At 57.1% G+C, this 13,543-nt stretch carries 14 protein-coding genes and 1 pseudogene; 8 read left to right on the forward strand and 7 right to left on the reverse strand.

All coding sequences use genetic code 11. The annotated features are described in order from the left end of the window. Positions 1 to 61 precede the first annotated feature (61 nt). Positions 62 to 898 (reverse strand): S1 RNA-binding domain-containing protein, encoded by an 837-nt coding sequence (locus J4D25_RS07880; RefSeq protein ID WP_008018234.1) that lies wholly within the window; start codon positions 896 to 898, stop codon positions 62 to 64. A 351-nt stretch (positions 899 to 1,249) separates the two neighbouring features. Between J4D25_RS07880 and J4D25_RS07885 the strand changes: the two genes are divergently transcribed. From J4D25_RS07885 to J4D25_RS07895, 3 genes are all read left to right on the forward strand, one after another. Continuing rightward, positions 1,250 to 1,438: a hypothetical protein gene (locus tag J4D25_RS07885; RefSeq protein WP_015096330.1), complete on the forward strand. Its 189-nt coding sequence runs from the start codon at positions 1,250 to 1,252 to the stop codon at positions 1,436 to 1,438. Between the two features lie 207 nt (positions 1,439 to 1,645). Then, positions 1,646 to 2,368: a TorF family putative porin gene (locus J4D25_RS07890; RefSeq protein WP_057715965.1), complete on the forward strand. Its 723-nt coding sequence runs from the start codon at positions 1,646 to 1,648 to the stop codon at positions 2,366 to 2,368. 77 nt (positions 2,369 to 2,445) lie between these two features. Further along, positions 2,446 to 3,315, forward strand: a complete 870-nt coding sequence (locus tag J4D25_RS07895; protein ID WP_057715966.1) for a DUF6279 family lipoprotein — start codon at positions 2,446 to 2,448, stop codon at positions 3,313 to 3,315. A gap of 122 nt (positions 3,316 to 3,437) precedes the next feature. On the opposite strand, the gene J4D25_RS07900 is transcribed toward J4D25_RS07895, so the two are convergent. Further along, complete coding sequence (locus tag J4D25_RS07900; protein ID WP_057715967.1) at positions 3,438 to 3,830, reverse strand: hypothetical protein; 393 nt, start codon at positions 3,828 to 3,830, stop codon at positions 3,438 to 3,440. 194 nt (positions 3,831 to 4,024) lie between these two features. Between J4D25_RS07900 and J4D25_RS07905 the strand changes: the two genes are divergently transcribed. Beyond that, positions 4,025 to 4,759: a thioredoxin family protein gene (locus J4D25_RS07905; RefSeq protein WP_057715968.1), complete on the forward strand. Its 735-nt coding sequence runs from the start codon at positions 4,025 to 4,027 to the stop codon at positions 4,757 to 4,759. 188 nt (positions 4,760 to 4,947) lie between these two features. Beyond that, positions 4,948 to 5,226 (forward strand): hypothetical protein, encoded by a 279-nt coding sequence (locus J4D25_RS07910; protein ID WP_057715969.1) that lies wholly within the window; start codon positions 4,948 to 4,950, stop codon positions 5,224 to 5,226. A gap of 62 nt (positions 5,227 to 5,288) precedes the next feature. Here J4D25_RS07910 and J4D25_RS07915 read toward each other — a convergent pair whose 3' ends face one another. Further along, positions 5,289 to 6,629: a DEAD/DEAH box helicase gene (locus J4D25_RS07915; RefSeq protein ID WP_057715970.1), complete on the reverse strand. Its 1,341-nt coding sequence runs from the start codon at positions 6,627 to 6,629 to the stop codon at positions 5,289 to 5,291. 254 nt (positions 6,630 to 6,883) lie between these two features. On the opposite strand from J4D25_RS07915, the pseudogene J4D25_RS07920 reads away from it, so the two are divergent. Continuing rightward, a pseudogene (locus J4D25_RS07920) lies at positions 6,884 to 7,040 on the forward strand (IS5/IS1182 family transposase); the annotation flags it as partial. A 204-nt stretch (positions 7,041 to 7,244) separates the two neighbouring features. Here J4D25_RS07920 and J4D25_RS07925 read toward each other — a convergent pair. After that, the gene (locus J4D25_RS07925) at positions 7,245 to 8,123 is read right to left on the reverse strand and encodes a hypothetical protein (protein ID WP_131726888.1); all 879 of its coding nucleotides are present in this window, start codon (positions 8,121 to 8,123) and stop codon (positions 7,245 to 7,247) included. A gap of 236 nt (positions 8,124 to 8,359) precedes the next feature. Here J4D25_RS07925 and J4D25_RS07930 point away from each other — a divergent pair, with 236 nt between their 5' ends. After that, positions 8,360 to 9,658, forward strand: a complete 1,299-nt coding sequence (locus J4D25_RS07930) for a mechanosensitive ion channel family protein (RefSeq protein WP_057715971.1) — start codon at positions 8,360 to 8,362, stop codon at positions 9,656 to 9,658. Between the two features lie 138 nt (positions 9,659 to 9,796). Here J4D25_RS07930 and J4D25_RS07935 read toward each other — a convergent pair whose 3' ends face one another. Continuing rightward, positions 9,797 to 10,441, reverse strand: a complete 645-nt coding sequence (locus J4D25_RS07935) for a hydrolase (protein WP_008018228.1) — start codon at positions 10,439 to 10,441, stop codon at positions 9,797 to 9,799. Between the two features lie 158 nt (positions 10,442 to 10,599). Between J4D25_RS07935 and J4D25_RS07940 the strand changes: the two genes are divergently transcribed. After that, positions 10,600 to 11,487 (forward strand): LysR family transcriptional regulator, encoded by an 888-nt coding sequence (locus J4D25_RS07940; protein WP_057715972.1) that lies wholly within the window; start codon positions 10,600 to 10,602, stop codon positions 11,485 to 11,487. Between the two features lie 67 nt (positions 11,488 to 11,554). Here the strand turns inward: J4D25_RS07940 and J4D25_RS07945 are convergent, their stop codons facing one another. Further along, the gene (locus J4D25_RS07945; RefSeq protein WP_057715973.1) at positions 11,555 to 12,421 is read right to left on the reverse strand and encodes a carboxylate/amino acid/amine transporter; all 867 of its coding nucleotides are present in this window, start codon (positions 12,419 to 12,421) and stop codon (positions 11,555 to 11,557) included. Positions 12,422 to 12,765: 344 nt separating this feature from the next. Continuing rightward, positions 12,766 to 13,365 (reverse strand): FMN-dependent NADH-azoreductase, encoded by a 600-nt coding sequence (locus J4D25_RS07950; RefSeq protein ID WP_046043697.1) that lies wholly within the window; start codon positions 13,363 to 13,365, stop codon positions 12,766 to 12,768. Positions 13,366 to 13,543 lie beyond the last annotated feature (178 nt).

Genomic DNA, 13,543 nt, shown 5'->3' on the forward strand with positions numbered 1-13,543 from the left:
GCCTGCCAGAGACCTCTACTTCTCTGCTTGCGCCATCCTGGCCCTCTGTCTTGTCAGCGCATCAACTGAGTTCGATGCGATCGGCATGAATGACAATCTGGCCATTCTTGTACAACGCACCGATGGCCTTCTTGAAGTTGCCCTTGCTGACACCGAACAGACTGCTGATCAACGCCGGATCGCTCTTGTCGCTCACCGCCAGGCTGCCGTTGTTTTCGCGCAACTTGGCGAGGATCTTCGAGTTCAGGCTGGTGGCCGCTTCCTGGCCGACCGGTTGCAGGCTCAGGCTGATCTTGCCGTCGGCGCGAACTTCCTTGATGAAGCCCTTTTCTTCTTTACCGGCGCGCATGAACTTGAAGATTTCGTTCTTGTGGATCAGGCCCCAATGCTTGTTGTTGATGATGGCCTTGAAGCCCATGTCCGTGGCTTCGGCCACCAGCAGATCCACTTCCTGGCCCGCGGTGTAGTTGGCCGGGGTCTTGTCCAGATAGCGGTCCAGGCGCGCGGTCGCGGTGATGCGACGGGTGTGCTTGTCGAGATAGACGTGCACCACCACATACTCGCCCGCCGTCATCTGGCGCTTCTCTTCGGAGAACGGCAGCAACAGGTCTTTCGGCAACCCCCAGTCCAGGAATACGCCGATGCTGTTGACTTCAACAACTTTCAAACTGGCGAATTCACCGACTTGAACTTTCGGCTTTTCAGTAGTTGCGATGAGTTTGTCATCGCTGTCCAGATAAACAAAAACGTTGAGCCAGTCTTCATCTTCGGTAGGAATATCTTTTGGAATATAACGATTAGGCAGAAGGATTTCGCCATCCGCGCCACCGTCCAGATATAAACCGAAGTTAGTGTGTTTAACCACTTGCAAACTGTTGTAACGCCCGACTAAAGCCATGTCCAATACCCTCATTGCGTGGGCGGCATTCTACCCGGTTTTAAGCGCCGCGTTCGGCAGCCGGCCCGGTGGCGCGAGAAAATCTCCCTGAAGCCCTTAATTTTCCCGGGTTTTCATCGCACCCCGTCCGCTCGTCAGGCCGTTCCGGGCATTTACGCCATGCCCAGGCAAGCGTGATGCGGTATTTTTCCAGGCAATGTTATTAGTTAAAACAGCGGCTTAGGTGCATATTTCGAATATTGGCCGGGGACTAATTACCCCGACCTCACGAATATGCCGAGGGGATATTTGCCAAGCAATTATCAGGCAACTCCTGTACGATGCCTGGCCAAGTTAATTTTCTACAGGTTAATGGCCGCCATGCGCGTAAAAGCATCCACCAGCAAAGCAAAGCCAGCTCCAGCCGTCGAAACCAGCGAATCGATCAACAGCCAGATCGCTGCGTTCCTCAAGTCCGGCGGTGAAATCCAGCAAATTGCCAAAGGCGTCAGCGGCCAGACGTTCGGCCCGTCCAAGCAGATCACCCTGGGCAAAAAGTAATCCCCCACGCGTCACCTGGTCCCAAAGCGCTTTGAGCTTCGAAGCGCTTGGACTGGAACCCTCGTTACTCCTCCGGCACTCCCTCAAATCCCGTAGAAATCGACGAACGGCCTTCATTGCCGATTATTCGCCGGTATCCTTGCACACGTCTGGATCAAGCGTTTCAGCGGGTTCACCAGCCTGCCCTCGCAGTTCATGGAGTGACGCATGCTCAAATCTTTCTACCTTTCGGCATTGCTCGGCAGCCTGCTGGCATGCTCCGTAGCACAGGCACAAATCTTTCAGCGTGAGCTGGGGGGCTTCGACCTCAAGCTTGGCACCACCCCCACCCGCAGCATGGCCCAGGGCCTGGTCAAACCCTCGGCCGTCGGCTCGTTTCACGGTGGCCTGGACCTGAGCCACGACAGCGGTTTCTACGTGGGCCAATGGTCGCCCAGCATGGGCATCAGCCCGGGGAAAGACCTCGAGATCGACTCCTACATGGGTTTTAAACAACCCTTCGACCAAACCCTCGGCTACGAAGTGGGCTTGATCCGCTACAGCTACCCCGAAGTCACGACCCCTGACAGCCAGGAACTGTTCGGCGGCCTGACCTTGCTCGGCAGCCGTTTCGGCATCGCCTTCAGCAATGACCCGGACAAACAGAACAACACCCTGTTCGCTGACTTGAGCGGCAATCAACCGTTCGGTGTCGGCATCAGCCTGAAATACACCACCCACCAATTCAATACGCCAGTGGCGGTGGATGGCGGGTATGTAGGCAGTTTTACCGATTGGTCGCTGAAATTGTCCCGCCCGTTCATGGGCATCGACCTTGACCTGATCTACAGTGACTCCAGCCTGAACGGCAGCGGTTGCTCGGCCTATGCCGGGCACAACAGCCAGTGCGACGGGCTGGTGACGCTCAAGGCCGAACACGCGTTCTATTGATCGGCTGAACTGCCGGGCTCCTCCCGGGTTCACATGAGAATCAGCCCCCGAAGACTGGCTTTCGCAAGGAATCGCCCATGTCCCGCTGGTTCAAACATATCGCCGTTATGTTGACCGTTACCCTCGCCCTCGGCGCGTGCAGCCGCGTGGGCCTGGCCTACCGCAATCTCGATGTGATCATCCCCTGGACGCTCAGCGACTACCTGGACATGAACGGCGAGCAGAAAATCTGGCTGGACGAACGCCTGAAGGAACACCTGAGCTGGCACTGCACCACCCAACTGCCCGGCTATCTCGACTGGCTGGACCGCCTGCAGACCATGGTCGCTACCAACCAGGTCACCGATGCCGCCTTGCAGGCCCGCGCCCACGAAGCCGAACAGGCGATCGCAGAGACCGCGCGAGAAATCACCCCGTCGGCCATCGAGTTGCTGCAAAGGCTGGATGACAAGCAAGTCGCCGAAATGAACGACGCCTTCGCCAAGGACCGGCGCAAACGCCAGGAGGAATACCTCAAACCCTCCCTCGACCAGCAGATCAAGGAGCGCAGCGCCCGCATGGAGAAGCGCCTGAATGACTGGCTCGGGCCACTGAGCACCACCCAGCAACAGCGGGTAGCCACATGGTCCAGCGCCCTGGGCGATCAGAACACCCAGTGGCTTGCCAACCGGGTCCATTGGCAGAAGCAGTTCAGCGCGGCCGTTGCCCAACGCCAGAGTCCACAATTCCCACAACGAATCGAGACACTTCTGGTCAATCGCGAGAAGTTGTGGACACCTGCCTATCGACAGGCCTTTACCAACACCGAAGCCCAGGCGCGTTCACTGTTCGTGGATCTGATGGCTGAAAGCACGCCGAACCAGCGCGCACGGTTGCTGAAGAAAATTGAAGGTGTGAGGAAGGACTTCAACGACTTGAAGTGCCTGAAAGCGGCGAAACAGGACTGACTGCAACACAAGTCGCATGTAGGAGCGAGCCTGCTCGCGATTGCGGTGCGTCAGTCAACATCAATACTGAAGCTGAAATCGCTATCGCGAGCAGGCTCGCTCCCACAGGGGATCACACAACATCAGGCAATCTGCGCTTTCGACGCTACCTCATCGAACGTCATCTCATCCAGCGCATCCGCCTGCTCGTCCAGCACCTGCCGCGGGTGATCATTGCCGGGAATACTGCTGTCGATCAGGCTCAACAAACGCGAACCCCGCGCCGTCAGAATGTAATTGGTGCCCGTGCCACCTTCGTCTTCAGGTCGCGGCGCGATATAGCCACGCGCCAACAGTAACTTTTCGTACTCTCCAGCCACCGTTTTCAAGTGATCAAGATTTTCAATCGGCTCGCCTTCCGCAGCCTTCTGCGCGGCATGCTGTTCGGCGTAAGGCCGCGGCGTGAAGCTGTGGCCCGCGCTGTTTTGCACTTCATGCAGCAAGCGCTCAATCAAGTCCCAGTTGTAAGTCGTCATCCTGATTCAACCTCCGGTGTCCGTTCGATTGATGCCCGTGCAATTGAACGGGCCTTACAGGTTGTGACCGGTACGCCCGGCCACCGTTCAGCCGGGCGTTTGCAGACGACCGACCGGCGGCATGTCGAAATCCATGCAAGCCAAACGACTAGGCTGTGTAAGTCACCTCCCCGCCCCACGCAGGAGAAAACAACATGAACATTCAGAACCATCCCGTCGTATCGCGGGAAGAATGGGTCGCCGCCCGCAAAGAGCACCTGGCCCACGAAAAAGCCTTCACCAGGGAAAGGGACAGACTCAGCGCCGAACGCCGTGCCCTGCCCTGGGTGAAAGTCGACAAGGACTACCACTTCCAGGGACCCGACGGCGAACTGAAACTGGCGGACCTGTTCGGGGGGCGCAGCCAGTTGGTCATCTACCACTTCATGTTCGCCGAGGGCTGGGATGAGGGCTGCCCCGGTTGCTCGTACCTGAGCGATCACATCGACGGCGCCAACCAGCACCTGGCCCACCATGACGTGGCCGTGGTAGCGGTTTCCCACGCACCGTTCGCCGAATTCCAGGCGTTCAAATGGCGCATGGGCTGGAAGTTCGACTGGGTGTCGTCCGAAGGCTGCGATTTCAACTACGACTTTGGCGTCACCGCCCGAGCCGAAGACGTCGCCGCCGGAAAGGCTACATACAACTACGAAAAAACCGACGGTGCCGAGGAGGAACTCCCCGGTCTCAGCGTGTTTTATCGCAATGACGCCGGAGAAATCTTCCATACCTACTCCACCTATGCCCGGGGCCTGGACATGCTGGTCGGCGCCTACAACTACCTGGACCTGACGCCCAAGGGTCGCAACGAAGACGAAATCATGGAGTGGGTGCGGCATCACGACAAATATGAGGAACAGGAGAAGTCGAGCTGCTGTCATGGTGGTTAACCCCAGACACCGAGGCGCGGCCTTCGCGGGCAAGCCACGCTCCCACAGTTTCTGCGGTGTTCACAAAACCTGTGGGCTTGCCCGCGAAAAGGCGCTGACAACCAACGCAAATATCACAGGCTGAACTTTCCCCAGGGGCCAACGCTCAACCGAATAACCCGCCTTGACCGGAGCTGAGGCCCGCCCCCATGAAACCACTGCTGAAGAAGCTCACTCTCGCCGCTACCCTCACCTGTGCCCTGCCCGCCTGGGCCTGCACCCTCGAGGAAGCCACCGCCAAACGCGAACAACTGGCCCGGGAAGTGGCCAGGTTCACCGAGCAGAACCCGACCAAGGCCAAGGAGATCAACGACGAGTTGCAGAAAATGGACCTGGGCACTGCCGCCAAGGACCTGCCGGACAAGTGTCAGTTAATCGATCAGCGCTTGAAGGAGTTGGACTCGGCAGAAAAGAAAACCGAGAGTTGATAATCATCAGACATAAAAAACCCGGACACTGTCCGGGTTTTTTATGGGTCGCTTGCAACGACTTACTCAGCCGCCGGCGCTTCCGGCTTGCGGCGCTTGAGCGGGGCCATGCCGTCCTTGCTGACCAGGGAATCGCTCTTCGGCCGGTTGGCGCTCTTGCGCTTGGTCGGGGTCTTGGCGGCAGTTTTCTTCTTGTCACCCTTGGCGTCGGTCTTTTTCTTCTTCACGCCGACGGCCTTGCCCGAGGCCTTGACCTTTTTCGGTCCGCCGTAGGTGCCTTTGACTTCCTTGATGGTGCGGCGCTCGAAGCTCTGCTTGAGGTAGCGTTCGATGCTCGACATCAGGTTCCAGTCGCCATGGCAGATCAGCGAGATGGCCAGACCATCGTTACCGGCGCGACCAGTACGACCGATACGGTGCACGTATTCGTCGCCGCTGCGCGGCATGTCGAAGTTGATCACCAGGTCCAGGCCATCTACGTCCAGACCGCGAGCGGCGACGTCGGTAGCCACGAGGATTTTCACGCCGCCCTGCTTAAGGCGGTCGATCGCCAGTTTGCGATCCTTCTGGTCTTTCTCGCCGTGCAGCACGAACGCTTTGTATTCCTGCGCCACCAGGCGGCCGTAGATACGGTCGGCCATGGCCCGGGTGTTGGTGAAGACGATGGCCTTCTGGTAGGTCTCGTTGGCCAGCAGCCAGTTGACGATCTGTTCTTTGTGCTGGTTGTGGTCAGCGGTAATGATTTGCTGGCGGGTGGTGTCGTTCAGCTGGCTGACCGCATTGAGCTGCAAGTGCTCGGGGTTGTTCAGGACTTTGGCGATCATCTCGCGCAGGCCAGAACCACCGGTGGTGGCAGAGAACAGCATGGTCTGCTGACGGTTGGTGCACTCGTCCACCAGACGCTGAACGTCTTCGGCGAAGCCCATGTCGAGCATGCGGTCGGCTTCGTCGAGCACCAGGACTTCAACTTCTTTCAAGTCGAGGTTGCCGGCGTTCAACTGCTCGATCATCCGGCCCGGCGTACCGATCAGGATGTCCGGCACCTTGCGCAGCATCGCGGCCTGGACCTTGAAGTCTTCGCCGCCGGTGATCAGGCCGGACTTGATGAAGGTGAACTGCGAGAAGCGTTCAACTTCTTTCAAGGTCTGCTGGGCCAGTTCGCGGGTCGGCAGCAGGATCAGGGTCTTGATGCTGACGCGGATTTTCGCCGGGCCGATCAGACGGTTGAGGATGGGCAAAACGAATGCAGCGGTTTTACCGCTACCGGTTTGCGCCGTCACCCGCAGGTCACGCCCTTGGAGCGCCAGCGGAATGGCCGCTGCTTGCACAGGCGTTGGCTCAACAAATTTAAGCTCGGCCACGGCTTTGAGCAGGCGTTCGTGCAAGGCGAATTCGGAAAACACGGGTGCTACCTCGAAGAAATGCAAAAAACAGCTGCATAGGGTACCGGTTTCGAGCGCTCAGGCCGAGTTTCTTTGTGTAAATGTTGCCTGAAGGCCAGGATCTCCGATCCCAGCAACCCTTCAAAAGTGCTTCATCAGCGCCTTTCATAAGACTCTGAACGAAATCCGCCGAAACTCATTTGAATCCCACAAGCGTCGAGACTCAGTAGAGTCCGCGTCCATCAAAGGCAGGAGTCCACGAAGGTCAAACGGTACGAGCTTCCCGACGCAGCCGATGGTTGCTGGCGGCCAAGGACTATGACGCCAAAAGCCTGCGTCATTACTGTGACTGTTATCGGATGCGGCCGTCATCCCGTTGCGGGTCTACCGAGACTGTTTGATCGCCCCAAGTACCAGCAGCGCAAAACCATCTAGCGCATGTTCGGATGACAGACACGCTCGCTAAAAGTTATGCGGCGATGGACTCACCTAGTTTCAGCACTGCTGGCATCAAAAACCAGCACTAATGTGGTAAGGGGCACTTCGTCCAGCAACCAAAAACGACGAATGCCCCCGACTTATCGCACAACCTGAGTTCCACACGTCAAAACATCGACACCCTGAACACCGTAAAACTCAAGAGCTCCGCGTCCAGACAAGATTATCTAAATACAAATGTTCAAAACTGTCAGGAAAATGATATATGTCAAAACATTCAATGCCGCGCTCACTTTCAAATAAAACATCTTTTGCAGGCTGGTCTACACCACCATTTGCAGGCATGTAAATATACTCACCCCAAGGCATACCAACCTCTTTAAACTGAACGTAGCATCCTGTGTCCTCTTCCTTCAATCCAATAACGGAAAACCCAACACTTGAGACAGGGTTTACAAATGAAAATTGAACTAGACAAAGATTCAAATAAAAACAACTTTCACCCCAGTCTGGACCACCAACTCCCAACTGACGCACACCTGCCGACAGCCCTGACCATTCACTCCAAAGTTTGACAGACAACCCATTGCCGAATTCATGATTACGATTGTCCCACCCCAGGTCAAACAAATCGTTGAATTCCTCTCTACCCTCTCTCAAAAACCTTTTAAAGGTGTAGCTGCGCACAGGCAGTCGCACAGCATTGCTTTCACTATCGCTACAGCATAGCGCGATTTTTGCAACTACTCTTAGCTCACTATCTGGCTGCAACCCTTCAAACCAATTTCGGCTAAGCTTCTTTGTTACACCCTCCCTGGCTTCCTCCTCGATAATCGACACGCCATCCAAGACTTGCAACGGCGCATGACCTGCACTTTCGATGGATAACCATACCCGCTGGCCTTTGATGCCACATGGCGGCCACGGCCCGAATGAGCAAGTTGGGTCACCCGTGAAATAGTCAAGATTCAAGATTGAGCCAACGACTTCATGAATACGTGGAGCCCAAGGATCTACCAAAGTTAACGCCCGCTGCTCATCTTCTCTTGAAAATAGAGCTACCGATTTCGATTTCATATCAATACCTTTCTATTGAATTAAACCACCAAAAAACCTCAACCACGGGAAGATTAGGCAATCGTTTTTATTCAGTGTCCACTATCAGATCTGCTAGTTCTTACGAGCGGTGCAATGTGCCATAGTTAGATATTGGGCAATCTCCATATATCAAGACTCAACTTTTGGCATACCCATATCCCTACTTTCATGTTCTAATCGACCGATACTGCCCTACAGAAGAATCGTTTTAGCTTATGGATCTCAAACAGCTCTGGCTCAATACCCAAGAACTCTGGACCGCGCTCGAGCAACATCCGCGTGTGTACTCCGGCCTGGCGTTGCTGATGTTGCTGGCGGTAGCGCTGGTCGTCGGACGAGTGGCGCGCTACTTGATCCTGCACGCCGTCAAATTGCTCGGCCGGCAACCGGCCATGCACTGGCTCAAAGACTTGCTCAACAACAAGGTGTTCCACCGTCTGGCCCAGATGACGCCGTCTCTGGTGGTTCAGTTCGGCCTGAACCTGATCCCCGAACTGAACAAGATAACCCGTAATTTTCTCGACAACGTGGCCCTGGCGTTCACCATCCTGTTCTTGGTGCTGGCCATCAGCGCCCTGCTCAATGCCCTGCTGGACATCTATGCCCGCACCGAACATGCCCGCACGCGCTCGATCAAGGGCTATGTGCAACTGGCGAAAATGGTCTTGTACGTGTTTGGCGCGATCATCATCGTCGCCACGCTGATCGACCGCTCGCCGCTGTTGCTGTTGTCGGGGCTGGGCGCCATGTCGGCGGTGATTCTGTTGGTCTACAAGGACACGCTGCTGTCGTTCGTCGCCAGCGTGCAATTGACCAGCAACGACATGCTGCGGGTCGGCGACTGGATCGAAATGCCACAGGTTGGTGCAGATGGCGATGTAGTGGATATCACGTTGCATACGGTCAAAGTGCAAAACTTTGATAAGACCATCGTTTCGATCCCGACCTGGCGCCTGATGTCCGAGTCGTTCAAGAACTGGCGCGGCATGCAGGCGTCCGGTGGCCGGCGGATCAAGCGCAGCCTGTTCATCGATGCCAGCGGCGTGCGCTTTATCACCGATGACGAAGAGCAGCGCTTGACCCATATCCACCTACTCACCGACTACATGACCCGCAAACAGGCCGAACTCAAGGCCTGGAACGAAGCCCAGGGCAACGTCGCGGCCATGTCGGCCAACCGCCGACGGATGACCAACATCGGCACGTTCCGCGCCTATGCGCTGGCCTACCTGAAGAGTCACCCGGAGATCCAGCCGAACATGACCTGCATGGTGCGCCAGATGCAGACCACGGCCCAGGGTATTCCGCTGGAAATCTACTGCTTTACCCGCACCACGGCGTGGGCCGACTACGAGCGGATTCAGGGGGATATTTTCGACTACCTGCTGGCGGTGCTGCCGGAGTTTGGCTTGAGCCTGTATCAGCAGCCGAGTGGTACGGATTTACGGGCCGGGTTGCTGCCGGCAGTGCTGGGGGCAAGCCACATTCCCGAAGCCGAAAAACGCATGATGTAACACTACAAAAAACCTGTAGGAGCGAGCTTGCTCGCGATGAGGGCGTGTCAGTCAACATATGTGTCGTCTGACAGTCCGCAATCGCGAGCAAGCTCGCTCCTACAAGGGCAGGGGTACATCCATTTCAGCGTTTGCGGGTTACTTGACCTGCCGCTGCGGTGCCTTGTGCACCATGGTGTAGGCGTAATCCACGCCCATGCCGTACGCGCCGCTGTGCTCCAGCACCAGTTCCATCACTGCCTCGTAAGTATCCTTGTGCGCCCAGTCACGCTGGTATTCGAGCAACACTTGCTGCCAGGTCACCGGTACCGCGCCGGCCTGAATCATCCGTTGCACCGACATGTCGTGGGCTTCCTTGCTGGTGCCGCCGGAGGCGTCGGTGACGATGTACACCTCGTAGCCTTCAGCCAGAGCTTCCAGTGCCGGGAAGGTCAGGCAAACCTCGGTCCACAGCGCGGCAATGATCAGCTTCTTGCGACCGGTGGCTTTCACCGCGTCTACCAATGCCTTGTCTTCCCAGGAGTTCATCGAAGTGCGCTCGATCGGCTTTTGATCCGGGTGCACAGCCAGCAACTCGGGCCAGATGTAACCGCTGAAGCTTTCGGTTTCGACCGAGGTGTAGATGGTCGGCACGTTGAAGATCTTCGCCGCCTTGGCCAGGCCCACGGTGTTGTTCTTCAGGGTCTGGCGATCGATGGACTGAACGCCGAATGCCATTTGCGGCTGATGGTCGATCAGGATCAGGGCGGAGTTGGTTGGGTTGAGCAGTTCACGAATAGACATGGCGCGTTCCTTTTGATGTCGATACTTCGAATGGGTAAGGGGTTGGTCGACGTTGCCTTCTGCGGCGTTGCTGTCGGCTTGGATGTCACTTTAGGGGCTAGTCATTAAAGGGACAATTACCTAAAATCGAGAATCATTGATTCTAAAAAAGGGACAATATGGATCGCATCGAATGCATGCGCGCCTTCGTCGTCACGGTTGGCGAGAACGGCTTCGCCGCAGCCGCCCGGGCCATGGACGTGCCGCGCTCGAAAGTCAGCAAACAGATTCAGGCGCTGGAAGAAGCCATCGGTGTGCAATTGCTGCAACGCACCACCCGCAGCCTGCACCTGACCGAGGCCGGGGCCGAGTATTTCGATGCTGCACGGGAAGTATTGGCGGCGCTGGACGAGGCCGAGCAACGGGCCCGTGATGGCATCGGCGAGTTACGTGGTGTGTTGAGGGTCAATGCGCCGATGTCGTTTGGTCTTCGGCGGTTGGGGCCGTTGATTCCGCTGTTTCATGAACAGCACCCGAACATCGAGCTGCAACTGGTACTCAGCGACCAGCAGGTCGATCCCGTGCGGGGTGGGTTTGACGTGACCATCCGCATCGCCAGCATGCCCGACTCGACGATGATCGCCCGGCAACTGGCGCCCGCACCGCGCATCATGGTGGCGTCCCCGGCTTATCTCGAGCGCGCGGGCATTCCGCGGACTCCGCAGGACCTGCGCGCCCATCAATGCCTGAACTACGGGTATCTGCAGAGCGGTGTCAGCCTGCAACTTTGCAATGGCAAGGAAACCCAGCGGGTGAACGTCACCGGCCCGTTGCACGCCAACAATGGCGACCTGCTCGCCCAGGCCGCCGAAGCCGGCATGGGCATCGCCCTGCTGCCCGACTTCATCGTCGAGGATGCGCTGGCGGCCGGGCGACTGGTGCCGGTGCTGTGTGAATGGCAGGCTCCGGCGATCACCATCAATGCGGTGTATTCGTCAGCCCGGCGGGTGCCGCAAAAGACCCGGGCGTTTATCGAGTTTCTGGTAGGACAACTGGCGCCGAAGTGATTTTTAAATCACACAATTTCCTGTGGGAGCGAGCTTGCCCCTACAGGTTTATCGGAGCACCCGGAGTTTAGTGAACGGCCAAAGGCTTGCGTATACCCAACCGACTGATCCACACCGCCAGCAAAATCACCGAACCACCGAGCAACAACCGCCCCAGTTCTTCGTGCTGGTTCCAGATCAGCAGATTGATCAGCAACCCTACTGGCACATGCAGGTTGTTCATCACCGCCAGGGTGCCGCCGTTGACCAGGCACGCACCTTTGTTCCACCAGTAGAGCCCCAAAGCGGTCGAGACCAGGCCGAGGAACAGCAGCACGCCCCATTGCAACGGCGCTTCGGGCAGGAAATTCTGTTTGCCGAACAATAGAAACGCCGGCAATGCCACCGCCAGTGCGCCGAGGTAGAAGAAGCCGAAACGTCGGTAATGCGGCAGATCACTCGGATGGCGGGCGACCAGGTGCTTGTAGAGCACCTGCCCGGCGGCGTAGGTGAAGTTGGCCAGTTGCAGCAAAAGGAAACCCATGAAGAAGTCCGGGTTGATCCGGTCAAAGCGGATCACCGCCGCCCCCGCCACCGCCACCAGTGCCGCGACCAGGGCCCAGGGATTGAACCGACGATTCAGTGCATCTTCAATCAGGGTCACGTGCAGCGGCGTGAGGATGGTGAACAGCAACACCTCCGGCACCGTCAGTACACGAAAGCTCAAGTACAGGCAGACGTAGGTCACGCCGAACTGCAACGCGCCGATCAATAGCATGCCACGCATGAATGCCGGCTCTACCGAGCGCCAGCGGGTCAGCGGGATGAACACCAGCCCTGCCAGTAGCACGCGTACCAGCACGGCGAAGTAACTGTCGACATGACCGGCCAGGTATTCGCCGATCAAACTGAAGGAAAACGCCTGGATCAGCGTGACAAAAAGTAGATAGCCCATGCTCGCCTCATTTCGAATGGCGGCGACGATAGCGGGTTTTGCTGCTGATCGCGAACACCCAAATAATACAAATTCCTTGTGGGAGCGAGCTTGCTCGCGATAGCGGTGGATCATTCAACATCATTGTCGACTGACACTCCGTCATCGCGAGCAAGCTCACTCCCACAGGGTTTTGTCGGTGTTGGTTAAATCGCAGGCAAAAAAAAGCCCGATCTCGCTAAAGCGTTCAATCGGGCCAGGGCACTCAGGAGCAACAAGTGCGAAGGGAGGTTCGATGCGCGTACAGGCTTGAAGGGTTGCGCCAGGTCACTAGACCATCCAGCGATTATCTGGCGATTAACCGGTCAGGCCACTTGCGAAAGCTTGGCGTTCGCCTGGTTCAGGCCTTTCTCCTGGAAGTCTCCGCCCAGGTTCATGCCTTCGGCGTGGATGAACGTCACGTCGTGGATACCGATGAAACCCATGACCTGGCGCAGGTACGGTTCCTGGTGATCGGCGGTGCTGCCGGCATAGATGCCGCCGCGAGCCGTCAACACATACGCACGCTTGCCGCTGAGCAGGCCTTGGGGACCGGTTTCGGTGTACTTGAAGGTCACGCCGGCACGCAGTACATGGTCGAGCCAGGCTTTCAGGGTGCTGGGGATCGCAAAGTTGTACATGGGTGCGGCCATGACCAGCACATCGGCGGCAAGCAATTCATCGGTCAACTGGTTGGAGCGCTCCAGGGACGCTTGTTCGATGTCGCTGCGCTGCTCGGCGGGTTTCATCCAGCCACCCAGCAGGTTGATATCCAGATGCGGCACCGGCTTGACGGCCAGGTCCCGGACGGTGATCTGGTCATTCGGGTGAGCGGCTTTCCACTGGCTGATGAACGTCTGGGTCAGTTGGCGGGAAACCGAGTCTTGCTGACGGGCACTGCTTTCAATGATCAGAACGCGGGACATGGGATGTAGCCTCCATCTGAGAATGCTGTAGGTCGATGGAGTGAAGGTTAAACAGAGTCATATCGATGAAAAAGCGCAAATAACTGCTATAACCCATCAATAAATTCGTTTATAAGCTCAGCATGCACTACCCCCTGTAGGAGCGAGCTTGCTCGCGAGGCGTCATGTCATTCAATTT

Source organism: Pseudomonas sp. GW456-L13, assembly GCF_017350115.1.
GTDB classification, from domain to species: Bacteria; Pseudomonadota; Gammaproteobacteria; order Pseudomonadales; family Pseudomonadaceae; genus Aquipseudomonas; species Aquipseudomonas jessenii.